This window comes from Pseudomonas sp. 1L-C-7-B-C1 (assembly GCF_057291635.1).
Genome location: NZ_JBXAWH010000004.1, coordinates 229314 through 255325, shown reverse-complemented (window position 1 = coordinate 255325; position 26012 = coordinate 229314). Strand labels below are relative to the sequence as shown.

The 26012-nt window shown below is 60.5% G+C and carries 22 protein-coding genes; 18 read left to right on the top strand and 4 right to left on the bottom strand.

Annotation, left to right across the window (positions count from 1 at the left end; translation table 11 throughout):
- Window positions 1-66 precede the first annotated feature (66 nt).
- The 13 genes from ndk to AC0Z8Z_RS08590 all read left to right on the top strand — a co-directional run bounded on the left by ndk (window position 67) and on the right by AC0Z8Z_RS08590 (window position 12425).
- A complete protein-coding gene (gene ndk / locus AC0Z8Z_RS08650) occupies window positions 67-492 on the top strand; it encodes a nucleoside-diphosphate kinase (protein WP_007916882.1) in 426 nt (141 codons plus the stop codon).
- 27 nt (window positions 493-519) lie between these two features.
- Entirely contained in the window at window positions 520-1668 is a 1149-nt protein-coding gene (gene rlmN, locus AC0Z8Z_RS08645; RefSeq protein WP_122535024.1) for a dual-specificity RNA methyltransferase RlmN, read from the top strand.
- Between the two features lie 26 nt (window positions 1669-1694).
- Window positions 1695-2453 carry a type IV pilus biogenesis/stability protein PilW gene (gene pilW / locus AC0Z8Z_RS08640; protein WP_122535025.1) on the top strand — a complete coding sequence of 253 codons (759 nt, stop codon included), beginning with the start codon at window positions 1695-1697 and terminating at the stop codon, window positions 2451-2453.
- A complete protein-coding gene (locus tag AC0Z8Z_RS08635; protein ID WP_485618818.1) occupies window positions 2453-3487 on the top strand; it encodes a RodZ domain-containing protein in 1035 nt (344 codons plus the stop codon). The genes pilW and AC0Z8Z_RS08635 overlap by 1 nt, the downstream gene beginning before the upstream one ends.
- 3 nt (window positions 3488-3490) lie before the next feature.
- A complete protein-coding gene (gene ispG / locus AC0Z8Z_RS08630) occupies window positions 3491-4600 on the top strand; it encodes a flavodoxin-dependent (E)-4-hydroxy-3-methylbut-2-enyl-diphosphate synthase (RefSeq protein ID WP_065990008.1) in 1110 nt (369 codons plus the stop codon).
- Between the two features lie 21 nt (window positions 4601-4621).
- Window positions 4622-5911 (top strand): histidine--tRNA ligase, encoded by a 1290-nt coding sequence (gene hisS, locus AC0Z8Z_RS08625; protein ID WP_485618817.1) that lies wholly within the window; start codon window positions 4622-4624, stop codon window positions 5909-5911.
- 38 nt (window positions 5912-5949) lie between these two features.
- Window positions 5950-6591 carry a tetratricopeptide repeat protein gene (locus AC0Z8Z_RS08620; RefSeq protein ID WP_172610838.1) on the top strand — a complete coding sequence of 214 codons (642 nt, stop codon included), beginning with the start codon at window positions 5950-5952 and terminating at the stop codon, window positions 6589-6591.
- Window positions 6584-7735 (top strand): outer membrane protein assembly factor BamB, encoded by a 1152-nt coding sequence (gene bamB, locus AC0Z8Z_RS08615; protein ID WP_122535029.1) that lies wholly within the window; start codon window positions 6584-6586, stop codon window positions 7733-7735. The genes AC0Z8Z_RS08620 and bamB overlap by 8 nt, the downstream gene beginning before the upstream one ends.
- A 149-nt stretch (window positions 7736-7884) precedes the next feature.
- The gene (gene der, locus AC0Z8Z_RS08610; RefSeq protein WP_065990003.1) at window positions 7885-9357 is read left to right on the top strand and encodes a ribosome biogenesis GTPase Der; all 1473 of its coding nucleotides are present in this window, start codon (window positions 7885-7887) and stop codon (window positions 9355-9357) included.
- Between the two features lie 117 nt (window positions 9358-9474).
- Entirely contained in the window at window positions 9475-10623 is a 1149-nt protein-coding gene (locus AC0Z8Z_RS08605) for a pyridoxal phosphate-dependent aminotransferase (protein ID WP_485618816.1), read from the top strand.
- A complete protein-coding gene (locus tag AC0Z8Z_RS08600) occupies window positions 10611-11402 on the top strand; it encodes an amidohydrolase (protein ID WP_485618815.1) in 792 nt (263 codons plus the stop codon). The genes AC0Z8Z_RS08605 and AC0Z8Z_RS08600 overlap by 13 nt, the downstream gene beginning before the upstream one ends.
- 58 nt (window positions 11403-11460) lie before the next feature.
- Window positions 11461-11892 carry a hypothetical protein gene (locus tag AC0Z8Z_RS08595; RefSeq protein WP_485618814.1) on the top strand — a complete coding sequence of 144 codons (432 nt, stop codon included), beginning with the start codon at window positions 11461-11463 and terminating at the stop codon, window positions 11890-11892.
- A 125-nt stretch (window positions 11893-12017) separates the two neighbouring features.
- Window positions 12018-12425: a hypothetical protein gene (locus tag AC0Z8Z_RS08590; RefSeq protein WP_172610847.1), complete on the top strand. Its 408-nt coding sequence runs from the start codon at window positions 12018-12020 to the stop codon at window positions 12423-12425.
- Between the two features lie 91 nt (window positions 12426-12516).
- Here the strand turns inward: AC0Z8Z_RS08590 and leuA are convergent, their stop codons facing one another.
- The 3 genes from leuA to xseA form a co-directional block, all read right to left on the bottom strand.
- Window positions 12517-14199, bottom strand: coding sequence for a 2-isopropylmalate synthase (gene leuA, locus AC0Z8Z_RS08585; RefSeq protein ID WP_172610849.1), 1683 nt, complete (start codon window positions 14197-14199; stop codon window positions 12517-12519).
- Between the two features lie 518 nt (window positions 14200-14717).
- Window positions 14718-15560 carry a peptidoglycan DD-metalloendopeptidase family protein gene (locus AC0Z8Z_RS08580; protein WP_485618813.1) on the bottom strand — a complete coding sequence of 281 codons (843 nt, stop codon included), beginning with the start codon at window positions 15558-15560 and terminating at the stop codon, window positions 14718-14720.
- Window positions 15561-15563: 3 nt separating this feature from the next.
- Window positions 15564-16943 (bottom strand): exodeoxyribonuclease VII large subunit, encoded by a 1380-nt coding sequence (gene xseA, locus AC0Z8Z_RS08575; protein WP_272632384.1) that lies wholly within the window; start codon window positions 16941-16943, stop codon window positions 15564-15566.
- A 135-nt stretch (window positions 16944-17078) separates the two neighbouring features.
- Here xseA and AC0Z8Z_RS08570 point away from each other — a divergent pair, with 135 nt between their 5' ends.
- The 3 genes from AC0Z8Z_RS08570 (at window position 17079) to guaA (ending at window position 20946) form a co-directional block, all read left to right on the top strand.
- Window positions 17079-17627 (top strand): sugar ABC transporter ATPase, encoded by a 549-nt coding sequence (locus AC0Z8Z_RS08570; RefSeq protein WP_272632382.1) that lies wholly within the window; start codon window positions 17079-17081, stop codon window positions 17625-17627.
- Between the two features lie 127 nt (window positions 17628-17754).
- Window positions 17755-19224 carry an IMP dehydrogenase gene (gene guaB / locus AC0Z8Z_RS08565; RefSeq protein WP_122535039.1) on the top strand — a complete coding sequence of 490 codons (1470 nt, stop codon included), beginning with the start codon at window positions 17755-17757 and terminating at the stop codon, window positions 19222-19224.
- Between the two features lie 144 nt (window positions 19225-19368).
- Window positions 19369-20946, top strand: coding sequence for a glutamine-hydrolyzing GMP synthase (gene guaA / locus AC0Z8Z_RS08560; protein ID WP_485618812.1), 1578 nt, complete (start codon window positions 19369-19371; stop codon window positions 20944-20946).
- Between the two features lie 88 nt (window positions 20947-21034).
- On the opposite strand, the gene AC0Z8Z_RS08555 is transcribed toward guaA, so the two are convergent.
- Window positions 21035-23968 carry a membrane-targeted effector domain-containing toxin gene (locus AC0Z8Z_RS08555; protein ID WP_485618811.1) on the bottom strand — a complete coding sequence of 978 codons (2934 nt, stop codon included), beginning with the start codon at window positions 23966-23968 and terminating at the stop codon, window positions 21035-21037.
- Between the two features lie 171 nt (window positions 23969-24139).
- On the opposite strand from AC0Z8Z_RS08555, the gene AC0Z8Z_RS08550 reads away from it, so the two are divergent.
- Both AC0Z8Z_RS08550 and tadA read left to right on the top strand, forming a co-directional pair.
- Window positions 24140-25513 carry a multicopper oxidase family protein gene (locus AC0Z8Z_RS08550; protein WP_485618810.1) on the top strand — a complete coding sequence of 458 codons (1374 nt, stop codon included), beginning with the start codon at window positions 24140-24142 and terminating at the stop codon, window positions 25511-25513.
- Window positions 25513-25995, top strand: a complete 483-nt coding sequence (tadA, locus tag AC0Z8Z_RS08545) for a tRNA adenosine(34) deaminase TadA (RefSeq protein WP_485618809.1) — start codon at window positions 25513-25515, stop codon at window positions 25993-25995. The genes AC0Z8Z_RS08550 and tadA overlap by 1 nt, the downstream gene beginning before the upstream one ends.
- Window positions 25996-26012: the final 17 nt, after the last annotated feature.

Sequence of the window (26012 nt, the reverse complement as noted above, 5' to 3'; positions counted from 1 at the left end):
CATCAAACCCGCGTATAATTCGCGGGTTTAATTTTTCGCAATAATCACTGCTTCTGGAGTTACACCATGGCTGTTCAACGTACTTTCTCGATCATCAAGCCTGATGCTGTTGCCAAAAACGTCATCGGCGAAATCACCACCCGTTTCGAAAAAGCCGGTCTGCGCGTTGTCGCTTCGAAACTGAAGCAACTGTCCAAGGCCGAAGCAGAAGGTTTCTACGCTGAGCACAGCGCCCGTGGTTTCTTCGGTGATCTGGTTGCATTCATGATCTCCGGCCCGGTTGTCGTACAGGTTCTGGAAGGCGAAAACGCTATCGCTCTGAACCGCGAGCTGATGGGCGCTACCAACCCTAAAGAAGCAGCTGCCGGCACTATCCGTGCTGACTTCGCTGATTCCATCGACGCCAACGCTGTTCACGGCTCCGACTCCGAAGCCGCTGCTGCTCGTGAAATCTCGTACTTCTTCGCTGCTACAGAGGTAACCACTCGCTAAGCTATTGCTGCGAGTGAGGGTGAATCCATGACTGAATCAACTGGCAAAATCAACCTGTTGGGTCTGACCCGGCTGGAAATGGAAAAATTCTTCGAGTCTATCGGGGAGAAACGCTTCCGTGCCGGTCAGGTCATGAAGTGGATTCACCACTTTGGCGTCGATAACTTCGATGCCATGACGAACGTCGGCAAGGCCCTGCGCGAAAAGCTGCAGAGCCGTGCCGAAATTCGGGGTCCTGAAGTCGTCAGCGAGGACATCTCCACCGACGGCACCCGTAAGTGGGTCGTTCGTGTCGAGTCCGGCAGCTGCGTCGAGACCGTTTACATTCCGCAAGGCAAGCGCGGCACGCTGTGTGTCTCGTCCCAGGCGGGTTGTGCGCTGGATTGCAGTTTCTGCTCCACCGGCAAACAAGGCTTCAACAGCAACCTCACTGCCGCCGAAGTCATCGGTCAGGTGTGGATTGCCAACAAATCATTCGGCAGTGTCCCGGCTACCGTCGACCGTGCCATCACCAACGTGGTGATGATGGGCATGGGCGAGCCATTGCTGAACTTCGACAATGTCATTGCCGCCATGCATCTGATGATGGATGACTTGGGGTATGGCATTTCCAAGCGCCGGGTGACGCTGTCCACCTCCGGCGTGGTGCCAATGATCGATGAGCTTTCCAAGCACATCGACGTCTCGCTGGCCCTTTCGCTGCACGCGCCCAACGACGCGCTGCGAAACCAGTTGGTGCCGATCAATAAAAAGTACCCCTTGAAGATGCTCCTCGAGTCCTGCCGCAACTACATGGCTGCGTTGGGCGAGAAGCGTGTGCTGACCATCGAGTACACGCTGCTCAAGGACATCAACGACAGGCCTGAGCACGCGATCGAGATGATCGAGCTGCTCAAGGATACGCCGTGCAAGGTCAACCTGATCCCGTTCAACCCGTTTCCGCATTCGGGCTATGAGCGCCCCAGCAATAATGCGATCCGTCGTTTCCAGGATCTCCTGCATCAAGCCGGTTTCAACGTCACCGTGCGCACCACGCGCGGTGAGGACATCGATGCTGCCTGCGGCCAGTTGGTCGGGCAGGTCATGGACCGCACCCGTCGCAGCGAGCGTTATATTGCCGTGCGGGAGCTCAGTGCCGATGCCGAGGTGGTGCAGGTCGCTTCCGCTCGCAATTGAATGCGAATTTGACTGAGAGGATCTCTATGCTCCTGCGCGTTGCGCTGCTGCTCTGTTTTGCCACGCTGCTGGTTGGTTGTGTGTCCACCGGCAACGTCGATCCGCTGAGTACCAGCAAGGGACGTGACGAGGCTCGTCAGGCTTATGTGCAGTTGGGATTGGGCTATCTTCAGCAGGGCCAGATGGAGCGTGCGAAGGCACCTCTGAAAAAAGCGCTTGAGCTCAATGGCTCCGACGCAGACGCCAATGCCGCGCTGGCTCTGGTGTTTCAAGCCGAGATGGAACCGGAGCTGGCGAACCAGTATTACGAGAAAGCGTTGTCGGCACGTTCCAAAGACGCGCGGATCCTCAACAACTACGGCAGCTTTCTCTACCAGCAGAAGCGTTACAAGGAAGCCTACGAGCGCTTCGAGCAGGCCGCCGAGGATAACCTCTACGCAGAGCGCGCCCGGGTTTTCGAGAATCTCGGCATGACCGCGGTGATGCTGGGCGATCGCGTAACCGCCCGTGAGCATTTCGACAAGGCGCTGCGTCTCGATCGTCAGCAGCCACGCGCGTTGCTGGAAATGGCTGAGTTGTCGTACGAAGACAGGCATTATGTGCCAGCGCGCGATTACTACGAGCGTTTCAGCCAGTTGAGCGAGCAGAATGCGCGGAGCCTGTTGCTCGGTACGCGGCTGGCGAAGGTGTTTGATGATCGCAACAAGGCGGCCAGTTACGGGTTGCTTCTAAAAAGACTCTATCCCGGTACGCCGGAATATCAGCAATACCTGTCGGAGCAATGATGAAAGCGGCGCATCCCGAAGTTGTAGCAGCCACTCGCACGAACCCAGGCGAAACATTGCGTCAGGCCCGCGAGAGCAAGAACTGGTCGCTGCCAGATGTGGCGTTGAGGCTTAACCTCACCGTGGCGTCCCTGACTCATCTGGAAGCGGGCGATTTTGACAAGCTCCCCGGCCATACCTTTGCCCGCGGCTATGTACGCGCATACGCCAAGCTGCTGGACCTTGATCAAGCGGCGTTGGTCAGTGCGTTCGATCAGTACACCGGCACTGACGGCAAGGGCAGTAGCGTTCATGCGCTGGGCCGAATCGAAGAGCCGGTGCGCCTGTCTCACAACATTCTGCGCATCGTCAGCCTGTTGCTGCTCGTCGCATTGATCGGCGGCGGCTTCGTGTGGTGGCAGGATCAAGCCACGCTGCGCGGCAAGGAACCGACCAATCTGGGCATGGAACACGTCGAAGTCGAAAGTGCGGACGGCACCACCCAGATCCATCCGCTTGACGAGCCGGAAGATCAAGCTGTCGCTCAAGGCCAGACCGCGCTGCCGTTGAATAACGCCGAGCCGGCGTCCGCGCCTGAAGCGCCCGCTGCATCCAGCAGTGCAACCACCACCACGGGCACGGTTGCAGGCGCTGTTGTTCCCCATAGCACATCTACCACCGCTCCGGTAACGCCTGCGCATACCGCGTCGACGCCAACAGCGCCGGTCACAACCGTAGCGCCAACGCCTGCGACGACCGCGCCCGTCAACAGTGCCCCGAGCGCAACCGCTGACGCCGCGCCCGTACCGGCAGGTGCCGGCCGCGTGCAGGTACAGTTTGTCAACGATTGCTGGACCCAGGTCACCGATGGCAACGGCAAAGTGCTGATGAGCGGGCTCAAGAAAAAAGGCGATAGCCTCGACGTCAATGGCAAGCCGCCGCTGACCCTGCGTCTGGGCTTCGCTCGTGGCGCGCAAGTGAGCTACAACGGTCAGCCGGTTGATGTGGCACCTTTCACCAGTGGCGAAACTGCTCGCCTGAAGCTAGGGCAATAAGTCATGCACGGCGAATCTCCGATCAAACGTCGCGAATCTCGTAAAATCTGGGTCGGCTCGGTGCCGGTCGGTGGCGATGCCCCGATCGCAGTGCAGAGCATGACCAACAGCGACACCAATGACGTCGCGGCCACCGTGGCCCAGATCAACCGTCTGGAAGCCGCGGGTGTGGACATCGTTCGCGTCTCGGTGCCGGACATGGACGCTGCCGAGGCTTTCGGCCGTATCAAGCAGCTGGTCAAGGTCCCCCTGGTCGCTGACATCCATTTCGATTATCGAATCGCCCTGCGCGTTGCCGAACTGGGCGTCGATTGCCTGCGGATCAATCCGGGCAACATCGGCCGCGAAGACCGCGTCCGCGCGGTGGTGGAGGCGGCCCGTGATCGCGGCATTCCTATCCGTATCGGCGTCAATGCCGGTTCGCTGGAAAAAGACCTGCAGAAGAAGTACGGCGAGCCAACGCCGGCGGCTTTGGTCGAGTCCGCACTGCGTCACGTCGAGCATCTGGACCGTCTGGATTTCCAGGACTTCAAGGTCAGCGTCAAGGCCTCCGATGTGTTCATGGCGGTCGAGGCTTATCGCCTCCTGGCCAAACAAATCATCCAGCCGTTGCACCTGGGTATCACTGAAGCGGGCGGTTTGCGCTCAGGCACAGTGAAATCGGCCGTCGGCCTAGGTATGCTGCTGGCCGAAGGAATCGGCGATACCATTCGGATTTCCCTGGCTGCCGATCCGGTTGAAGAAGTGAAGGTCGGTTACGACATCCTCAAGTCGCTGCGCCTGCGTTCCCGTGGCATCAACTTCATCGCCTGCCCGAGCTGCTCGCGGCAGAACTTCGATGTGGTCAAAACCATGAACGAGCTGGAAGGGCGCCTTGAGGATTTGCTGGTCCCGCTGGATGTTGCAGTGATCGGCTGCGTGGTAAACGGTCCCGGCGAGGCGAAGGAAGCCCACGTTGGTCTGACCGGTGGCACGCCGAACCTGATCTACATCGATGGCAAGCCGGCGCAGAAGCTGACAAATGACAATCTGGTGGAACAGCTTGAACGCTTGATCCGTCAGAGAGCGGCCGAAAAGGTCGAGGCCGACGCAGCGCTGATCGCGCGCGGCTAACCCAGTTTCCAAGGAATATTTGTGAGTAAGTCTCTGCAAGCCATTCGTGGCATGAACGACATCCTGCCGGATCAAACGCCGCTGTGGCGCTACTTCGAAGGCACCGTATCGCGTTTGCTGGATAACTACGGTTATCGCCAGATCCGCATGCCGATCGTCGAGTTCACCGACCTGTTCAAACGCTCCATCGGCGAAGTCACCGACATCGTCGAAAAAGAGATGTACACCTTCGCCGACCGCAATGGCGATTCGCTGACCCTGCGCCCTGAAGGCACAGCGGCCTGCGTTCGTGCGGTCCTCGAACACGGCATCACCGGCGGCGGTCAGGTGCAGAAGCTGTGGTACATCGGCCCGATGTTCCGCCACGAGCGTCCGCAAAAAGGCCGTTATCGTCAGTTTCACCAGATCGGTGTCGAGGTGTTCAACCTCGATGGTCCGGACATCGACGCCGAGCTGATCGTCCTGACCTGGCGCCTGTGGGGCCTGCTGGGTATCCGCAATGCCGTCAAACTGGAACTCAACAGCCTGGGCACCAGTGAAGCCCGCGGCCGTTATCGTGAAGCGCTGGTCGAGTATCTCTCTGCGCGTCACGAGCAACTGGACGAAGACAGCCAGCGCCGCCTGAAGACTAACCCGCTGCGTGTGCTCGATACCAAACACCCTGAAACCCAGGCTGTGCTGGTCGATGCACCCAAGCTGGCCGATTACCTGGACGACGAATCCCGGGTTCACTTCGAAGGCCTGAAGGCGCGTCTCGACGCGGCGGGCATTCCTTACGTGATCAACCCGAAGCTGGTTCGCGGCCTGGATTACTACAGCAAAACCGTATTCGAGTGGGTCACTGACCAACTCGGCGCTCAGGGCACTGTCTGCGCGGGCGGCCGTTACGACGGTCTGGTCGAGCAGATGGGCGGCAAGCCGACATCAGGCGTGGGCTTTGCCATGGGCATTGAACGTCTGGTGCTGCTGCTGGAAACCCTGGAGCAGGTTCCCGAAGACATCGCCCGTACGGTCGACGTTTATGTCTGCGCCTTCGGCGAGGCCGCCGAGCTGGCGGCGCTGACCTTGTCCGAGCGCGTGCGCGATCAGGCGCCGAACCTGCGCCTGCACGTCAATGCCGGGGCTGGCAGCTTCAAGAGCCAGTTCAAGAAGGCCGACAAGAGCGGCGCACTGTACGCGCTGATCCTTGGCGATGAAGAGCTGGCGCGCAAGGAAGTGGGCGTCAAGCCGCTGCGTGGTCAGGGCGAACAACAAAATATTGCCTGGGATGCTCTGTCCGAGCACCTGGCCACCTGCATCTCGCAGGGTTGAAGCAGACAAAAGCCGATTTAGCGAATAGGAGTATTGGGGTGTCGAGTACCGATGATGATGAGCTGGTTGCCGTAAAGGACTGGTGGCAGCGTAACGGCAAGCCTCTGGTGACCGGCGGCCTGCTGGCGGTGATCGTGGTGTTGGGCTGGCAAGGCTGGCAGCGCTATCAGAACAACCAGGCACAGGGTGGTTCGGCGCTTTATCAGCAATTGCTGGAAACCGCACTGACGCCTAGCGGCCAGGCTGATGCAGGCCGTGTGGCCGAGATCGCCGGCAAACTCAAGAGCGAGTTCGGCGGCACCGCGTACGCTCAGTACGGCAGCCTGTTCGTGGCCAAGGTGGCCGTAGACACGGGCAAGCTGGATGACGCTGCGAACGAGCTGAAATCCGTGGCCGACAAGCCGGCCAATACGACTCTGGGTGAGATCGCCCGTCAGCGTCTGGCTCGCGTGCTTGCCGCACAGAACAAGGCTGAAGATGCGCTGAAGTTGCTCGACGGTCAGGCCGACACGTCGTTCGCGGCCAGCCGTGAAGAGCTCCGTGGTGACCTGCTGGTGCAGCTGGGTCGTACCGATGATGCCTACGCTGCATACAAAAAGGCCAAGGCGGCGCTTTCCGAAGAAGCGGCTGTTGGCGGTCTGCAAATGAAGCTCGACGATCTGGCGAAAGGGGATGCGTGACGTGATTCGTTGGAAACATGCAGCATTGCTGGCTCTGGCCATTCTGGCCGCGGGTTGCAGCAGCAACAGCAAAAAAGAGCTGCCTCCGGCAGAGCTCGTCGACTTCAAGGAAGAAGTGACCCTGCAGAAGTTGTGGAGCCGCTCCGTCGGTGACGGTCAGGGCGATATATACAACATGCTGGTCCCGGCCATCGACGGCGAAAACATCTACGCTGCCGACGCGAACGGTCTGGTCATGGCGATCAATCGCAGCAACGGTGACGTGGTCTGGAAAAAAGAGCTTGAGCAACCGGTTTCCGGCGCCGTTGGCGTAGGTTTCGGTCTGGTCATGCTGGGCACGTTGCGCGGCGAAGTCATCGTCCTCGACGAGGCCACCGGCGAACAGAAGTGGAAATCCAAGGCAACCAGCGAAGTGCTGTCCGCTCCGGCCACCAACGGCAGTGTCGTGGTTGCCCAGACTCAGGACGACCGGGTTATAGGTTATGACGCCATCACTGGCGATCAGCGCTGGATCTACGAGAGCAGTCCTGCGGTTCTGACACTTCGTGGCACCGGCGCACCGATCGCCACCAATTCGCTGGCCATTGCCGGGCTGTCGACCGGTAAGGTCGTGGCGCTGGATATCAACAACGGCGTCCCGGCCTGGGAGCAGCGCGTTGCCGTTCCGACAGGTCGCTCCGAGCTGGATCGTGTGGTCGACATCGACGGCGGCTTGCTGCTGTCCGGCAACACGCTGTATGTCGCGACCTATCAGGGCCGCGTAGCCGGTCTGGAACTGCAGAGCGGCCGCGTGCTGTGGCAGCGTGATGCATCGAGCTATTCGGGTGTGGCGCAGGGCTTCGGCAGCGTTTACGTTTCGCTGGCCAACGGCACCGTGGAAGGCATCGATGAGCGCTCGTCCACCGGTCTGTGGAGCAACGACTCGCTGGCCCGTCGTCAACTCGGCGCGCCGGAAGTGTTTTCCAGCTACGTTGCGGTTGGTGACATGGAAGGCTATCTGCACCTGCTGAGTCAGGTCGACGGCCATTTTGTCGCCCGTGAAAAGATTGACAGCGATGGTCTGCGTGCACGCCCGCTGGTCTCCGGCAGCACCATTTACGTCTTCGGCAACAGCGGCAAGCTGGAAGCGCTGACGATCAAGTAGTGGCTGTCTATGCTTGAGGCGGTCGTGTTTGGACTTCCTCAGGCGGCCCCGCTTTCATGGGGCCTGCGACGCTTCGGTGTCGCTCCGAACTCCGGCCGCTGCCTTGCAGCGGCTTTTGTATTTTCTGAAATAACGAAGTGGAGAGCCGCATGGTTCCCGTAATCGCCCTGGTGGGTCGACCGAACGTCGGCAAGTCCACCTTGTTCAACCGCCTGACCAGGACTCGCGACGCTATCGTCGGCGACTTGTCCGGTCTGACCCGTGATCGCCAATACGGTGAGGCCAAGTGGCAAGGGCGCTCCTACATCCTGATCGACACCGGCGGTATCTCCGGTGACGAACACGGCATGGACGAAAAAATGGCTGAGCAGTCGCTGCTGGCCATCGAAGAAGCCGATGTCGTGTTGTTCCTCGTTGACGCAAAAGCAGGCTTCACTGCCGCCGACCAGATGATTGGCGAGCACCTGCGCAAGCGCAACAAGACGTCCTACGTCGTCGCCAACAAGGTCGACAACATCGACCCTGACATGGCCCGAGCCGAGTTTGCACCGCTGGGCATGGGTGACGCGATTCCGGTGGCCGGCGCTCACGGACGCGGCATCACCCAGATGCTTGAAATCGCCCTGCGCGACTTCCCGAAAGACGCTGACGAAGTCGAAGAAGGCGAAGAAGAGGAAGTTGTCGCCGAAGGTCAGGAAGCCAAGCGCATTCCGGGTCCGAGCGAGAAGGACGGGATCAAGATCGCGATCATCGGTCGTCCTAACGTCGGCAAGTCGACGCTGGTCAACCGCATGCTCGGTGAAGACCGGGTTATCGTCTACGACGAGCCCGGCACCACCCGCGACAGCATTTACATCCCGTTCGAACGCAACGAGGAAAAGTACACGCTGATCGACACTGCTGGTGTGCGCAAGCGCGGCAAGATCCACGAAGAAGTCGAAAAGTTCTCCGTGGTCAAAACCCTGCAGGCGATCAAAGACGCCAACGTGGTGATCTTCGTGATGGACGCCCGTGAAGGCGTCGTCGACCACGACCTGAACTTGCTGGGCTTTGCCCTTGAGTCCGGTCGGGCGCTGGTCATCGCACTCAACAAGTGGGATGGCATGGTGCCGAGCGAGCGCGACTATGTGAAGGTTGAGCTGGAGCGTCGGCTGTTCTTCGTCGACTTCGCCGACATCCACTTCATCTCGGCGCTGCACGGCACCGGCGTGGGTAACCTGTATCAGTCGGTGCAGAACTCGTTCAAATCCGCTGTGACCCGCTGGCCGACCAGCCGCCTGACCCAGATCCTTGAAGACGCCGTCAGCGAGCACGCACCGCCCATGGTCGGCAGCCGCCGCATCAAGCTGCGTTACGCTCACTTGGGTGGCGCGAACCCGCCGTTGATCGTGATCCACGGTAACCAGGTCGAGAAAGTGCCGAAGTCGTACGTTCGGTATCTCGAGAATACCTATCGTCGCGTGCTCAAGTTGGTCGGTACGCCGATCCGCATCGAGTTCAAGGGCGGCGAAAACCCGTACGAAGGCAACAAGAACACGCTGACCGACCGCCAGGTCAACAAGAAGCGTCGAATGATGTCGCACCACAAGAAGGCCGACAAGAAGCGCCGCGACAAGCGCTGATCGTGTAAAGGTCTTTCTCGGAAAAGGCGCCAGTGGCGCCTTTTTTTGTGCGCGATATCTGGGCTATCCTGCCAGTCCCCGAGCCCTTCAGGTATCGGGAGTGGAGCAGGAAAACCCATGATCACCAGCAAACTGCCGAACGTTGGCACCACCATTTTTACTGTGATGTCTCAGCTTGCCGCCGAAACAGGGGCGATCAATCTGTCCCAGGGTTTTCCCGATTTCGATGGGCCCGACGCACTGCGTGAAGCCTTGTGCCGCCGCGTCATGGACGGCAACAACCAATACGCGCCGATGGCCGGGCTGCCAGCATTGCGCGAGCAAGTCGCCGCCAAGATCGCTCGCTGCTACGACCGTCAGGTCGGCGTCGACAGCGAAATCACCATCACGCCCGGCGCCACCCACGCCATCTTCTGCGCCATCCAGGCGGTTGTCAGAGCCGGCGATGAAGTCATCGTCTTCGACCCGTGCTACGACAGTTACGCGCCTTCGGTGGAACTGGCCAGTGGACGCTGCGTCCATGTTCAGCTCAAGGACGGTGACTTCGCCATCGACTGGGAAAAGCTCAGCGCTGCGTTGAGCCCTCGCACTCGAATGATCGTTATCAACACGCCGCACAACCCCAGCGGCGCGCTGATCACCCGCGAGGAACTGGATCGCCTGGCTGCGTTGATCCGGGACCGGGACATCTACGTGCTCAGCGATGAAGTCTACGAACACCTGGTGTTCGACGGCCTGCAGCACGCCAGCGTGCTGGCCCATGACGAACTCTACCAGCGCGCTTTCGTGGTCAGCTCGTTCGGCAAGACCTACCACGTCACCGGCTGGAAAACCGGCTACCTTGTCGCGCCGCCGGCACTGACCGCCGAAGCGCGCAAGGTCCACCAATTTGTTGCGTTCTGCGGCGTGACACCGCTGCAATGGGCGCTGGCCGATTTCATGGCGGCGCACCCTGAACATGTCGACGAACTGCCGGCGTTCTATCAGGCCAAGCGCGATTATTTCTGCGATCGCCTGGAAGCCTCGCGCTTCACCTTCACGCGCGCCAGCGGCACGTACTTTCAGCTCGTTGATTATTCGCAGATCCGCCCGGACCTCAATGACGTCGACATGTCGCTGTGGATGACCCGCGAACACGGTGTCGCGAGCATTCCGATTTCGGTGTTCTACCAGAATCCGCCTGAAGGCCAGCGCCTGATCCGGCTGTGCTTTCCCAAGCGTGAGGAGACGCTGCGTCAAGCAGCGGAAAAACTATGCGCGATCTGAGCACGCTGCCCAATCTGAACATCGCGTTGGTCCAGACCACGCTGGTCTGGCACGACGCCCCGGCGAACCACGCCCACTTCGAAGAACTGCTGGCCCAGGCCCAAGGCGCGGATCTGGTGATCCTGCCGGAGATGTTCACCACTGGGTTTTCGATGGAATCCGAACTGCTCGCCGAGCCCGAAGACGGCCCGACTGCCCAGTGGATCCTGGCGCAGGCCAAGCGACTGGATGCCGTGGTGACCGGCAGCGTGATCATTCGCGACGCTGACGGCAGCCATCGCAATCGCCTGCTGTGGGCGCGACCGGACGGCGAGCTGCTGCATTACGACAAGCGCCATCTGTTCAGAATGGCCGGGGAACACGAGCATTACAGCCCGGGCGAGCGCCAGGTGCAGTTCGAGCTCAAGGGCTGGCGGATTCGTCCGCTGATCTGCTACGACCTGCGTTTTCCGGTGTGGAGTCGTGACGCCCAGAATACCGATTTGCTGCTGTACACCGCCAACTGGCCGGGCGCTCGCCGTCTGCACTGGAATCGCTTGCTGCCAGCGCGGGCCATCGAGAACCTCTGTTACGTCGCGGCGGTGAATCGCGTAGGCATTGATGGCAAGGGCTTTGCCTACACCGGCGACAGCCAGGTGCTGGATTTCCAGGGCGAGAGCCTGCTGAACATCGGCGAGGCAGACGGGGTGTTTCAGGTCAGCTTGTCAGCGCAGAGTCTGGCGGCGTATCGCGAGAAATTCCCGGCCTGTCTCGACGCGGATACATTCGAGATACAGTAACGTCATAGAGTTGAGGGGCGGGTGGTCGATAGCGGTTGTACCCAGACAGGAGATCGGTATGACCACCATCAGCACATCCTCATTGAGTTCGTATTCCACCCGCTTCACGGTCGCGTTAAAGAAAGACGCCATGGCAACGGCGGCTGACAGCGACGCCTCGACCACCACCGATGCCACGTCAGCATCTGCATCTATCACAGCCACTGCGGCAGGTGGCGCTGGCGGAGCGGGTGGGGCATCTGACTCTTCCAGTACCAGCGAGCAGGCCATCGCGAAGCTGGAAGAGCAGATCAAGGAAACCCAGAAGCGCTTGCAAGAGCAGCAACAGCAGCTCGCTGCCGCCGAGGCCAGCGCCGGCACCGACGAGGAAAAGTCCGCGCGCGTGATGGCGATTCAGGGACAGATCTCGTCGTCCACCGCCAGCCTGGCCACTGAGCAGGCGGCCCTCTTGCAACTGCAGAAGTCCGGCAGCATCAACACCACCGCCTGATTCATTGATTCAGAGACAAAACGCTCCATGACCTCGGTCGTGGGGCGTTCCTGTGGGTGCAATAAATTCGACTTCAGATGTTTGTACGCTGGCCGATACAACGTGCACCTCATAAGGAGTTCATCATGACCACTATCAACACAAGTTCCTTGGGTGCTTACTCCAGCGTGTTCACGGCTGCCGTCAAGACCGACGACGCCACCAAGAGCGATGCCAAGGCTGCCAGTGTCGAGCTGCGTGGCAATGTGTATGGAGACTCCAAGGCGTCTGGCGCCACTGAGTCAGGCGACGCGCCGAGCATGAAGGAGGAGATGATCAAGCAGTTGCAGGAGCAGATTCAGCGAACCCAGAAGATTCTCCAGCAGCAGCAGGCTCAGCTGGCTGCGGCTCAAGGCAGCAAGGCGCCGGATGAGCTGAAGGCGACGCAGGTCATGGCTATCCAGCAGCAAATTTCCGGGACCATGGCTCAACTGGGCGCACTGCAGGCTTCCCTGTTGAACTTGATGAAAGTCAAAGTCGACACCACGGCCTGACAATCCGGCATTAAACAAAAGGCCCTGAAGCTTGCACTTCAGGGCCTTTTTTGTCGCTGCGGGTTTTACCACGCAGCGTGCTTGCCGGCGATTACGCCGCCTTCGTCGCGTCAGCCTGCAGCAAGCCACGATTGAGCGCGCTGAACAGTGCCTTGAAGCTGGCCGTGGTGATGTTCTCGTCGATGCCGACGCCGTGTACCGCGCGATCGCCATCCACACGCAGCTCGATGTAGGCAGCGGCTTTGGCCGTGGTGCCCGCGCCGATGGCGTGTTCGTTGTAGTCCATGATCTCGGCCGACACCGGGAGGCCGGCGACCAGCGCTTCCAGTGCACCGTTGCCCGTGCCTTTCCAGCGCAGGTTGCTCTCGCTGTCGCCCATGCCGGTCACGACCACTTCCACGGCGCTGTTGCCGTTCTCTTCCTGCAAGCGATGGCTGACCAACGCGTAGGGCTTGTTGGCCTGCAGGTATTCACGCTTGAACAGCGAGTAAATCTGCTGAGCCGTCATCTCCAGACCCAAACGATCGGTCTCGCCCTGAACCACCTGGCTGAATTCGATCTGCATGCGACGGGGCAGGGAAATGCCGTATTCCTGTTCGAGTAGGTAAGTGATCCCGCCTTTACCAGACTGGCTGTTGACGCGGATGACCGCCTCGTAGCTGCGGCCAATATCAGCCGGGTCGATCGGCAGGTAAGGCACTTCCCACAGCGTGCCGTCCTTTTGCTGGGTGAAGCCCTTGCGGATCGCGTCCTGGTGAGAGCCGGAAAACGCGGTGTGCACCAGATCGCCGACGTACGGATGACGCGGGTGCACCGGAATCTGGTTGCATTCCTCGACCACCTTGCGCACGCCGTCGATGTCGGAGAAATCCAGCTGCGGATTCAGGCCTTGGGTGTACATGTTCAGCGCGACGGTCACGAGGTCGACGTTGCCGGTGCGCTCGCCATTGCCGAACAGGCAGCCTTCAACACGATCCGCGCCGGCCATCAGGCCCAGCTCGGTCGCGGCGACGCCGGTGCCACGGTCATTGTGGGTGTGCAGGCTGATGATCACGCTGTCACGACGGGAAATGTTGCGGCAGAACCATTCGATCTGGTCGGCGTAAATGTTCGGGGTGGCGACTTCGACGGTCGCTGGCAGATTGAGAATCACCTTGTTCTGCGGCGTCGCGTTCCATACTTCGATGACGGCGTCGCAGACTTCCTTGGCGAACTCCAGCTCGGTGGCGCTGAACGTTTCAGGCGAGTACTCGAACTGCCATTGGGTTTCTGGCTGCAGCGCGGCGTATTTGACGAACAGCTGAGCGGCATTTACCGCAATGGCTTTCACGCCCGCTTTGTCCTGATTGAAAACGATGCGGCGGAAGGACGGGCAGGTGGCGTTGTACAAATGGACGATGGCTTTTTTTGCACCACGCAGGGACTCGAACGTCCGCGCGATGAGGTCTTCGCGGGCCTGAGTCAGGACCTGAATGGTGGTGTCGTCCGGGATGTGGCCGTCTTCGATGAGCGTACGCACGAAGTCGAAATCCGTCTGCGACGCAGACGGGAAGGACGCTTCGATTTCCTTGACGCCCACTTGCACGAGGGTTTTCCAGAAACGCAGCTTTTTGACCGCATCCATGGGCTCGATCAGCGACTGGTTACCGTCTCGCAAGTCGGAACTGCACCAGATCGGCGCCGCAGTGATGGTCTTGGAAGGCCAGGTGCGGTCAGGCAGGTCAATGACAGGGAAGGCGCGGTACTTCGTCGAGGGATCTTTGAGCATGGTCATGTGAATAGTCCTTGTTGTACTCAGGGCCGAAAGAAGGCGGCCAGCCGGTTGATGCGAGAGTAGCACTGCGGGTGAGCGTCGAGGCACCGCGTTCAGCTTTGCAGTCGTGCACTGACGAGGCAGAGGCAGCGATGTTGACGCATCAGAATGAGGGTGTGAGAGGTTTTCATGTCGCCAAACGTAACCAATGGGGTGAAAGCTGGCAAGCGGTTGGGAAAAATTGAGAGAAGTGACCGGTAAATACTCGAGATCAAGTTTTTATTGCTAGATTCTAAGGCTCTGCGCGATTTAATTGCCCTGTCAATCGGGTGTGCGCAACATTGCGGTCGCTGATTTTGAACATGTCCAAGCGGCAAACTTGTCACCTGTGGGAGTGAGCTTGCTCACGAAGACGGTGTTCCAACCCCTGGAGATCTGGCGGATCTACCGACCTCTTCGTGAGCAAGCTCACTCCCACACAAACGTGTTCGCCGCACGATCGTGCGGCCCCCCACAGCGCCATTACCCCCGATCAAGCATTACGGCTGAAACGCATTGATGAAAATCGCCGGATCCACGCGCGCGTCATTCAGGCTGACGTTCCAATGCATGTGCGGCCCCGTCGCGCGGCCAGTCGAACCGACTCGCCCGACCACACCACCGCGCGGCACGGCATCGCCGACCTTCACGTCGATCTTCGACATATGGCAGAACATGCTGATGAAGCCCTGCCCGTGATCGACGAACACCGTGTTGCCATTGAAGAAGTAATTGCCGATCAGAATTACCTTGCCCGCCGCTGGCGATTTGATCGGCGTGCCAGCGGGGACCGCGAAGTCCAGTCCCGCATGAGGGTTGCGCTCTTCACCGTTGAAAAAGCGTCGAACACCGAATTTGCTTGAGAGCGGCCCGTCCACCGGTTTGTCCAGCAACAGATTACTCGGCGTGACCGGGCTGAACGTACGATAGGCGCGAACCTGCACGTCGAGCTCCTGCTCGATGCGCTTCAGGTCTTCCGGGTCGGGATTGACCTGACGTTTATTCTTCAGGGTAATCCGCTGCTCCGGGTATTTCTTGTCGCCGACCACGAAGGGCAGGTTACGGCCGCCGCTGCTGACCTGCTGCGAGGTTCCAGGCTTGATGCTCAACGGAATGCCGACGATGGCCAGCCAGCGCGCGTCCTGATCCTTGACCACCAGCACCGGCTTGCCCTGCCACGTGGCTTTGGGCGCTTGTGCGGCGGGGCCGAGATCGACCACCGCTACGCCGCCTGGCACGGGCTTGTTGAGCAGGCGGGAAATGTAGCTGTCGGCGTGGGCGGGCAGGGCCGCGCAAAAGACCAAGGCAGCAGTGGCCAACGAACGGGATAGAAGAGGCAGCATTGATCAATCCAGAAGTGAAAGGGTGACAGGCGTCAGATGGTTGTCTTCGACGCGCACTTGCAGTTCGCCGTCGGCCAGCTTCGCCGTCAGGCGCTGACCCTGATGAGTCTGTTCGGCAGCGCGAATGGCCCTGCCGCGTTCATCCAGCAAAATACTGTAACCACGGCCGAGGGTCGCCAGCGGGCTGACCACGTTGAGCGTCTGCACCTGACTTTGCAGGTGCAGGCGACGGCTCTTGAGGTTTTCCTTGATCGCACGGGGCAGCCGCTCGGCCAGTACCGCCAGGCGCTGACGCAGAAACATCAGCGTTCGCCCGGGATGTTGCGCGGCGAGGCGGCTTTCCAGATGGCTCATGCGCACCTGGCGCTTGTGCATCTGCTGCTCAAAGGCCCGGCGCATGCGCATGTCCAGGTCGTCGAGGCGCTGGGCGCGCTGGCGCAGACGCTCGCCAGGGTGACGCAAGCGGCGGGAAATCCCGTCCAGGCGCAATTGCTCGCGCATCAGCCGGTCCTGCATGCGGCTGATCAGTCGGCGCTCCAGGCTGTCGACACGGCGGTGCAGATCACTTGAATCCGGCGCCAGCAGTTCAGCGGCGGCGGAGGGCGTCGGGGCGCGCACGTCGGCGACGAAGTCACTGATCGAGACATCGGTTTCGTGGCCGACCGCGCTGACGATCGGCGTCACGCACGCATCGATGGCGCGGGCGACGGCTTCCTCGTTGAAGCACCAGAGGTCCTCCAGCGAACCGCCGCCCCGCGCCAGGATCAACGCATCGAAGCCGCGGCCGTCAGCGAGTTTCAGTGCGCGCACGATCTGGCCAATGGCTTCGCGGCCTTGAACTGCGGTGGGAATCAGGGTGAGTTCAACTTGGGGCGCGCGACGACGAAACACGCTGATGATGTCGCGAATCACCGCGCCTGTGGGGGAGCTGATGATGCCGATGCGCTTGGGGTGCAGCGGCAGGGCGACCTTGCGCTCGGCGCTGAACATCCCTTCGGCGCTGAGCTTTTCCTTCAACGCGTCGAAGGCCAGACGCAGCGCGCCATCGCCAGCAGGCTCGACGGTGTCGAGAATCAGCTGGTAGTCGCCGCGACCTTCAAACAGCGAGACCTTGCCGCGCACCTTGACCGCCAGGCCGTCCTTCAACGCTTGGCGAACCCGCGCCGCGTTGCTGCGGAACAGCGCGCAACGCACCTGGGCGCCGGAGTCCTTCAGCGTGAAATAAACGTGCCCGGAGGCCGGACGCGAGAGGTTGGAAATCTCGCCCTCCACCCAGATGCTGGAAAATACATCTTCCAGCAGCACGCGTGCGCGGCCGTTGAGCTGGCTGACAGTGAGGACATCCCGGTCAAGGCCGAGTCTTGCGAAGGGGTCTTTGATCATGGCGGCATCATAAAGGCATTGGGGCTTGGGTCACCAGATGAGTTCGCTGACGCGCGCACCCTGTCGACCCTACTTGACGTCACCGACAGCGCGATTAAGCTGCGGCCCCCCGATTACTCGTCAGACAGGCCCTCCATGGACACCCAAAGCATCATCGTCCCGCAAATCTCCAGCTTTCCTGCGCATGAAGCGAAGGCGCGGGCGATCCTGCGCTGGCTGGTGAAGCTGAACGTCGTCGAGGAGTCGCTGACCACGTGTGGGCGCAGCTTCAACCGCATGGCTTATGCGATTGCGCCAGGCGCGCGACGCTTCGTCGAAAACCCGGACGCCTTGCCGTTCGGTCAGCCGGTCAACGGTCTTGAGATCGTCCTCAAACGCTGCATCTATACCCCGCAGCAGGGCTTCAAGGAGGAGGCCGGTTGTCCAGAGTGTCGGCGCGAGATCGGCGAAGCCCTGTTCGACAGCCTTGAAGACTGGATGCCGGGCCATACCGACAACTTCATGTGCCCCGAATGCCGCCATGAAGACGACATCAACGGCTTTCTGTTTCTGGAGCCGTGCGGGTTCTCGAATCTGGGGTTCATTTTCAATAATTGGCTGGATGCCGGTTTCAAAAGCAGCTTCGTCGAGGCATTTGCCGAGCGTATGGACCGTCCGGTGTCCCATGTCAAAGTCAGGCTGTAGAGGTGCGGTGCAGTGATAGACGGCATTAATCTCGCTCGTACGCTAAATAGCCTGATCTTTACATTGAGATAGTGCAGGTGTCTGGGTACAATGGCGCGCTTCCATTTTCCCGCTCGGGAGCCCAGCGATGCTGCGTATAAGCCAAGAAGCCCTTACATTCGACGACATTCTCCTTGTGCCCGGTTATTCCGAGGTGCTTCCCAACGAAGTCAGTCTGAAAACACGATTGACCCGTGGCATCGAACTCAACATCCCCCTCGTTTCCGCCGCTATGGACACCGTCACTGAAGCCCGTCTGGCAATCGCCATGGCTCAGGAAGGCGGCATCGGCATCATCCACAAGAACATGACCGTCGAGCAGCAAGCTGCCGAAGTGCGCAAGGTCAAGAAGTTCGAAGCGGGTGTGGTCAAGGATCCGATCACCATCGAGGCTGACGCCACCGTTCGTGACTTGTTCGAACTGACCCGTCAACACAACATCTCCGGCGTTCCAGTCCTGCATGACGGCGAGCTCGTCGGCATCGTGACCTCCCGCGACGTCCGTTTTGAAACCCGCCTCGACATCGCCGTTCGCGAAGTGATGACGCCGAAAGAGCGTCTGGTCACCGTTCGCGAAGGCGCCGACAAGTACGAAGTGCGCGACTTGCTGCACAAGCACCGTCTGGAAAAAGTCCTGATCGTCGACGACAAGTTCGCGCTCAAGGGCATGATGACCGTCAAGGACATCGAGAAATCCAAAGCCTGGCCTCTCGCGAGCAAGGACGACCAGGGTCGTCTGCGTGTCGGCGCTGCGGTCGGCACCGGTAAAGACACCGGCGAACGCGTCAGCGCGCTGGTTGCTGCGGGCGTTGACGTTATCGTGGTCGACACCGCCCACGGCCACTCCAAAGGCGTGATCGACCGCGTTCGCTGGGTCAAACAGAACTTCCCTGACGTGCAAGTCATCGGCGGCAACATCGCCACCGGCGCCGCTGCACTCGCACTGGTCGAAGCTGGCGCTGACGGCGTCAAGGTCGGCATCGGTCCTGGCTCCATCTGCACCACCCGTATCGTCGCTGGTGTGGGCGTCCCGCAAATCAGCGCCATCGCCAACGTGGCGTCGGCACTGGAAGGCACCGACGTTCCGCTGATCGCCGACGGCGGCATCCGTTTCTCGGGTGACCTGTCCAAGGCCATCGTTGCTGGCGCTTACTGCGTGATGATGGGTTCGATGTTTGCCGGTACCGAAGAAGCCCCGGGCGAGATCGAACTGTTCCAGGGCCGTTCGTACAAGGCCTATCGCGGCATGGGTTCGCTGGGCGCAATGTCCCAGGCCCAGGGCTCGTCGGACCGTTACTTCCAGGACTCGTCCGACGGCGCGGAAAAGCTCGTACCGGAAGGTATCGAAGGCCGCGTTGCGTACAAGGGTTCCCTGACTGCCATCGTTCACCAGTTGATGGGCGGCCTGCGCTCCTCAATGGGTTACACCGGCAGCGCCGACATCCACGAAATGCGCACCAAGCCTGAATTCGTGCGCATCACCGGTGCCGGCATGGCTGAGTCCCACGTTCACGACGTGCAGATCACCAAGGAAGCGCCGAACTACCGGGTCGGCTGACGCCTCCAGCCACAAGTTGATAGTTACTAGCTACAAGCGATCTGTAGCGGCACCGCCTCTAGGCCTGTCGCTACGGATCTGCGGCCCCCGACACCTTGCAGCTTGAAGCTTGAGGCTTGAAGCTGCTCTATCTAGAGTCCTCTCATGGCCCTCGACATTCACGCCCACCGCATCCTGATCCTGGACTTCGGTTCCCAGTACACCCAGCTAATCGCCCGTCGCGTTCGCGAAATTGGCGTTTACTGCGAACTGCACCCGTTCGACATGTCGGACGAAGCGATCCGCGAATTCGCCCCGAAAGGCATCATCCTCGCCGGCGGCCCCGAGTCCGTACACGTTGCCGACAGTCCTCGTGCTCCCCAGGCCGTGTTCGACCTGAACGTGCCAATCTTCGGCATCTGCTACGGCATGCAGACCATGGCCGAGCAGCTCGGCGGCCACGTCGCCGGTTCCGAACTGCGTGAATTCGGCTATGCCCGTGTCGACATCGTCGGCAAGAGCCGCGTGCTGGACGGCATCGAAGACCACGTCGACGCCGATGGCGTTTTCGGTCTGGACGTATGGATGAGCCACGGCGACAAAGTCACCGAGATCCCGGAAGGCTTCCACGTACTGGCCAGCACCCCAAGCTGCCCGATCGCCGGCATGGCCGACGACACCCGCGGTTACTACGGCGTGCAGTTCCACCCGGAAGTAACCCACACCAAGCAGGGCGGTCGCATCCTGTCGCGCTTCATCCTCGACATCTGCGGCTGCGAAGCATTGTGGACCCCGTCGAAGATCGCTGAAGACGCCATCGCCCAGGTTCGCGCTCAAGTGGGTACCGACAACGTGCTGCTCGGCCTGTCCGGCGGTGTTGACTCTTCGGTGGTCGCAGCGCTGCTGCACAAAGCCATCGGCGACCAACTGACCTGCGTCTTCGTCGACAACGGCCTGCTGCGTTTGCACGAAGGCGAGCAAGTCATGGCCATGTTTGCCGAGAACATGGGCGTGAAGGTCATTCGCGCCAACGCCGAAGACCAGTTCCTCAACAACCTGGCTGGCGAGAGCGACCCGGAGAAGAAGCGCAAGATCATCGGGCGCACCTTCATCGACGTGTTCGACGCCGAGTCGACCAAGCTCGACAACATCAAGTTCCTGGCCCAGGGCACCATCTACCCTGACGTGATCGAGTCCGCTGGCGCCAAAAGCGGCAAGGCGCACGTCATCAAGTCGCACCACAACGTGGGCGGCCTGCCGGAAGAAATGAACCTGAAACTGGTCGAGCCACTGCGCGAACTGTTCAAGGACGAAGTCCGTCGCCTGGGCCTCGAGCTCGGCCTGCCGTACGACATGGTCTACCGCCACCCATTCCCGGGCCCGGGCCTGGGCGTACGCATTCTGGGTGAAGTGAAGAAGGAATACGCCGACCTGCTGCGTCGCGCCGACCACATCTTCATTGAAGAACTGCGCAAAGCCGACTGGTACCACAAAGTCAGCCAAGCCTTCGTCGTGTTCCAGCCGGTGAAATCGGTTGGCGTGGTCGGCGACGGTCGTCGTTACGCCTGGGTCGTCGCCCTGCGCGCCGTAGAAACCATCGACTTCATGACCGCACGTTGGGCGCACCTGCCTTACGAACTGCTGGAAACGGTGAGCGGCCGGATCATCAATGAGATCGAAGGTATTTCGCGCGTGACGTATGACGTGTCGAGTAAGCCGCCTGCGACGATTGAGTGGGAATGATCAACTTCTGATCTGAACTATTTATAACGTCGTAGCTAAAAGGCCGGGGGGCCATCAACGCATCCCCCGGCTTTTTTGCATTCAAGCCTCAACGCACCAACGTCATCCCCATCAGCTCCAGCGCAGTCGTCAAATCCGCCAGCGTCTCAAACCGACGTCCGCTCACTCGCTGCCATTTAGGCCGATCGATATAGACGCGCTTGCCCTCTCGCTTGATCTCGGTACGAACCGCAATGCCTTCGTTGCTGCGGTGGACGATGCTCAGTTGACCATCACTTTCATCGAGGGTGAACATACCCGCTCGAGGCAGTTTGTTCTCCAGGCTGATCTCAATCCGGGGCGCGGCGACAAGAACCTGCAGACGCAGATCACTCTGTACGCGTCCCGCACGACGGCCCACCGTGTCGGTCGTTTCAACCCCGGGGTCCGGCGTTATTCCCGCCGACTCAGCCACACGAACGTCTTCAATGCGCAGCCCTACAGCACCTTCCAGTTCCGCGAGACCGGGCACGCCCTGATACGTATTGGCGTGGGAATTACCCACCAGTGCCACCCAGTTACCACCGATCTGCGCCGACTGATCTGCGTCGATAACGCCCTTGGCGTAGTAATTCATCATTTTCTGTCGCAGCGTGGGATCCGCGCCTTCGATTCGGCCGATGCGATAGCTGGCCATGCAGTCGATAGCCCGGACGCGGACGCGGTTTTCTCGCGCTGCTTTCAACACCGCCATGAACGTGTGCTTGCCTGTGGGGTCGGTCCGGTGGCCCTTGTCCAGTGACTCGACGTAAGCCTCAAGCGTTGGTGACAACTCGCCGGACTTCGAAAAGGCGTCCAGATCCGCTTGGTGAAAGTCGGTCAGCAGGTGCTCCATATACAGGGTTTTCACCTTGAGCTTGGTGAGCAGCGGCATCTGTTCGATCAAAAACTGTTTGCTGCCGATCCCCGCATGACTCTCGCCGATGATTAGGCCCAATGAGCGTTTGAATATCGTCTTGAGAACACTTTTGAGCGGTGCGTTGGCAGGCAGCTCTGGCATCGCTGGACGCCTCGGCAGTTCGAGCGTGTTGAAGAATGCGTTGGCGTCATCGCGGAGATTGCGACGGATGCGCTTGAAATCGTCGTAGGGATCGGGTTTGTCAAAATCGGCGCTGTGATAGCGATCGTCGACAAAGCGGCCGCCATATTGCGCGCCATCCATGACATCAGTCCTCAGCGCCGCTGGCACTTCGTATGGGCTGGGGAGGGTGGTCGTCTGGGGATAAACGCCGACCCCACGACCGGGACCCATCTTGCCGAGCACTTTGCCGCCGCCTGACAGGTTCAAGGAAGTGACGGGCTCCCACGCGCCAGCGGAGGTAAGGCGCACAGGCACGTTTCGGTAAAACGAGTAGGGGTTTGTCGGGTCGATGATGGCCCAGGATTTCAGTTCGTTGATGTAGCGAACGGCGTAGGCGAAGCCATCGATCTCGATGAAGGTTTCGCCCTGATCGGTCAGGTAGATGCCTTTCATGGGGCCCTCTTCGCGTATGGGTTCGAAGGCATCCAGCAGCATGTTGGTCTCGAAGGAGGCCAGCTTATCGTTGCGTTCAAAAGTGTAAACGGATTCTGGTTCCAAGCCCGGTGTCTGAACAAACCCATCGGTGGGCTCATCTCCTTCCGGTGCCAGCTCTCCCTCGGGTTCAGGCTGCAGCAACTCGCCGTCCGGCATCGCCTCCCCGCCGACAAGAAAGGTGCTGTTGAACAGGACGTCGATGCTGGCCGTCACGGCGCCGATGACCCCCGCCTTGCGCTCCGCCGTGCTTGCGCCGTTCATGGCCTGATCAATGTTAAGTCCCATGTCGGCGATGCCGGCGCCAACGGCTGCCAGCGCAATCGGCCAGTCAACCGCTGCCAGTGCACCGGAAAGCCGAGAGAACGACCGCAAATAGCCGATCCACATCTGCTTGCGCAGGTCGCCGTTGGAATGCAGTGCCAAGTCGGCATCGGCAAACATCCGCGCTCGGATCGCGTCTCGCAGATGAGCGAAAGGGTCCCCTGACACAGGCTGGCTGTGTTGATTAATCACGCCGGGATGCGCCGCGCCCCACGTGGTGTAGAGCACATCCAGTCCGTGGAACAGCCCGATGTTGCTGTCGGCCTCTCCGTGTGCCGACAACGGGAAGTGGCCCATGAAACGTGCGCGCCGCTCCGGGCGGTTATTTTGCGACAGCAGCCACCCATGCAGGTCTTCCGAGGTGGCGAAAGCATGAAACGCCTGCACCTCGCCGGGGGTGTAGAGAATCTGTCGGCCGCCCGCGGTCACGATGCGCAGGATATCGCTGGCCTCGTAACCGATCACGTCAAAGGTCCAGACGCTCGCTTCGGCGCTGGCCGGCGCGCTGGCTTGCAGGGTTGCCAGGCTCGGTGACTCGGACGGTTCTACGTTCGCCACACGTAAGACGCTTCGCAGATCCTCTTCGCTGAGCGAGCCCGCTTGATGGTCTTCGAAAGCGCTGGCGATGAAGTTGGCCTTGGCCAGGGTGCGAAAATCATCAGCGAAGTCGCGCCAGAACGTCTTCAACTTCTCTTGATAGCGGGATTTGAAATCCACGGCCCAGAAGTCGCTCATGACCTGCGCGGGCAGCATCCTGATCTCGTTACGCTCGTCGAATGCGTCGGCATCGGCGCCTGCGGTATAGAAGCCGCTGAGCATCTGCAGGGTGTCGGCATTGTCCTGATCACGGGGGTTGAAACGGTGCATGACCAACTGCGGAAGGGTTATCGATTGCCAGGGCGCATCGCGGTGCTGCCAGCCATTGAATGATCGTGGACTGCTGACCGCCGTGTGAAAGCGGTGCCAGTAAATCGTATCTGGCTCGGCGTCGTGACCGGTCTGGCGCAAGAGAATTTCTCGAGCGATGCTGCGGGCCATTTCGCGCATGTCCGGGCAGGCCTCGACCAGACGGTCACTTATTCTGATGAGGGCGGTTCGATCCTGGTCCAGGGTTGCAGAGGACAGGTGATTAACTGCGGTGGTCATATTCGTCTTCCTTGATGAACGGGAAGACAAGCTTGGCGTGATTCCCGATTCATTTGGCACTAAATATGTATTGCGTACGCGGTCTCCTTAAATTTCTGTAAGGGCAGGTGTATCGTGTCCGCCCCTCGCATCGCTCACGGATGCGACCCGTCGTTTGAGGTTTTTTCGTACATGTCTTTTACCCGTCGACAGATACTCGGAGGTTTGGCCGGTCTTGCCGTGGTCGGGCTCGGCGCGGGCGGCGCTTCAAGGTATTGGCTGGGCAAGCGCGGGCCGGGGGAAGGGCATGATTACGAACTGATCGCCGCGCCACTCGACGTTGAACTGGTGGCCGGGCAGCAGACGCCCGCCTGGGCATTCGGCGGTTCGGCGCCGGGCACTGAGCTACGCGTCAGGCAGGGCGAGTGGCTACGGGTGCGCTTCATCAATCATCTGCCCGTTGAAACCACCATTCATTGGCATGGCATTCGGCTGCCACTGGAGATGGACGGCGTGCCTTACGTCTCGCAATTGCCGGTCAAGCCGGGCGAGTACTTTGACTATAAATTCCGGGTGCCGGACGCCGGCAGCTATTGGTATCACCCCCATGTCAGCAGCAGCGAAGAGCTGGGGCGCGGGCTGGTGGGGCCGCTGATCGTCGAGGAGCGCGAGCCGACGGGGTTTACCCACGAACGCGTGGTCAGCCTGAAGAGCTGGCATGTGGACGAGGAGGGCGCTTTCACTGACTTCAGTGTCATTCGCGAGGCGGCCCGCGAGGGCACGGCCGGGCGATTGTCGACGATCAACGGCGTGCCACAGGGCGTGATCGAGTTGCCTGCCTGGCAGATCACCCGGGTGCGCATTCTCAATCTCGACAACACGGTGACCTACCGCCTGAATCTGCCGGGCGCCGAGGCGACGATCTACGCCCTGGATGGCAACCCGGTCAAACCGCGCGCGCTGGGCAAGGATTACTGGCTGGGCCCGGGCATGCGCATCTGTCTGGCGATCAAGGCGCCTGCCGCCGGTGAAGAACTCTCCCTGCGTAACGGCCCGGTGCGGCTGGGCACATTTCGCTCGGTCGCCAACAACGATGCGCCGGGCGAGTGGCCCCCTGAGCTGCCGGCGAACCCGGTCGCCGAGCCGGATCTGGCGAACGCCGAGAAGCTCAATTTCAATTTCGAGTGGGTTGGTTCGGTGTCGGTGAATGTCGACAACGGCAAACCGCCCAGCTTGTGGCAGATCAATGGCCAGGCCTGGGACATTACCGACAAGACCTGCGCGGACCGGCCAATTGCCAGGCTCGAACGAGGCAAGAGTTACATCTTCGAGCTGAAGAACATGACGCAGTATCAGCATCCCATTCACTTGCACGGCATGAGCTTCAAGGTCATCGCTTCCAATCGAAAGAAGGTGGTTCCGTATTTCACGGACACCTATCTGCTGGGGCGCAACGAGCGCGCGCGCGTCGCCCTGGTCGCGGATAATCCCGGCGTGTGGATGTTTCACTGCCATGTGATCGATCACATGGAAACCGGTCTCATGGCCGCTATCGAGGTTTCGTAATGCGTCAGCCCCCCATCATCGATCGCAGTGGCGATCAGCACTTCATGCGCGAAGCGCTGGCACTGGCTGCCGAAGGTGCGTTGCTCGGCGAGGTGCCGGTCGGCGCGGTGGTGGTGCAGGGCGGTGAAATCGTGGGCCGCGGCTTCAATTGCCCCATCAGCGGCAGCGATCCCAGTGCCCACGCGGAGATGGTCGCCATTCGTGCGGCGGCGCAGTCACTCAGCAATTACCGCCTGCCGGGCAGCACGCTGTACGTGACGCTGGAACCCTGCAGCATGTGCGCGGGGTTGATCGTCCATTCACGCATCAGCCGCGTGGTGTATGGCGCCACCGAGCCGAAAGCGGGGGTGGTGCAGAGTCAGGGGCAGTTCTTTACGCAGCCCTTCCTGAATCATCGCGTGCTGTTTGAAGGCGGGGTGCTGGGGGAGGAGTGCGGGATGATGCTGAGTGAGTTTTTCAGGATGAGGCGGGCGAAGGGCTAGTTCAGTGCGACGGCGAG

Coding starts and splice junctions, on each gene's coding strand:
- ndk (WP_007916882.1), top strand. CDS start 67: ATGGCTGTTCAACGTACTTTCTCGATCATCAAGCCTGATGCTGTTGCC.
- rlmN (WP_122535024.1), top strand. CDS start 520: ATGACTGAATCAACTGGCAAAATCAACCTGTTGGGTCTGACCCGGCTG.
- pilW (WP_122535025.1), top strand. CDS start 1,695: ATGCTCCTGCGCGTTGCGCTGCTGCTCTGTTTTGCCACGCTGCTGGTT.
- AC0Z8Z_RS08635 (WP_485618818.1), top strand. CDS start 2,453: ATGAAAGCGGCGCATCCCGAAGTTGTAGCAGCCACTCGCACGAACCCA.
- ispG (WP_065990008.1), top strand. CDS start 3,491: ATGCACGGCGAATCTCCGATCAAACGTCGCGAATCTCGTAAAATCTGG.
- bamB (WP_122535029.1), top strand. CDS start 6,584: ATGCGTGACGTGATTCGTTGGAAACATGCAGCATTGCTGGCTCTGGCC.
- der (WP_065990003.1), top strand. CDS start 7,885: ATGGTTCCCGTAATCGCCCTGGTGGGTCGACCGAACGTCGGCAAGTCC.
- AC0Z8Z_RS08605 (WP_485618816.1), top strand. CDS start 9,475: ATGATCACCAGCAAACTGCCGAACGTTGGCACCACCATTTTTACTGTG.
- AC0Z8Z_RS08600 (WP_485618815.1), top strand. CDS start 10,611: ATGCGCGATCTGAGCACGCTGCCCAATCTGAACATCGCGTTGGTCCAG.
- AC0Z8Z_RS08595 (WP_485618814.1), top strand. CDS start 11,461: ATGACCACCATCAGCACATCCTCATTGAGTTCGTATTCCACCCGCTTC.
- AC0Z8Z_RS08590 (WP_172610847.1), top strand. CDS start 12,018: ATGACCACTATCAACACAAGTTCCTTGGGTGCTTACTCCAGCGTGTTC.
- leuA (WP_172610849.1), bottom strand. CDS start 14,199: ATGACCATGCTCAAAGATCCCTCGACGAAGTACCGCGCCTTCCCTGTC.
- AC0Z8Z_RS08580 (WP_485618813.1), bottom strand. CDS start 15,560: ATGCTGCCTCTTCTATCCCGTTCGTTGGCCACTGCTGCCTTGGTCTTT.
- xseA (WP_272632384.1), bottom strand. CDS start 16,943: ATGATCAAAGACCCCTTCGCAAGACTCGGCCTTGACCGGGATGTCCTC.
- AC0Z8Z_RS08570 (WP_272632382.1), top strand. CDS start 17,079: ATGGACACCCAAAGCATCATCGTCCCGCAAATCTCCAGCTTTCCTGCG.
- guaB (WP_122535039.1), top strand. CDS start 17,755: ATGCTGCGTATAAGCCAAGAAGCCCTTACATTCGACGACATTCTCCTT.
- guaA (WP_485618812.1), top strand. CDS start 19,369: ATGGCCCTCGACATTCACGCCCACCGCATCCTGATCCTGGACTTCGGT.
- AC0Z8Z_RS08555 (WP_485618811.1), bottom strand. CDS start 23,968: ATGACCACCGCAGTTAATCACCTGTCCTCTGCAACCCTGGACCAGGAT.
- AC0Z8Z_RS08550 (WP_485618810.1), top strand. CDS start 24,140: ATGTCTTTTACCCGTCGACAGATACTCGGAGGTTTGGCCGGTCTTGCC.
- tadA (WP_485618809.1), top strand. CDS start 25,513: ATGCGTCAGCCCCCCATCATCGATCGCAGTGGCGATCAGCACTTCATG.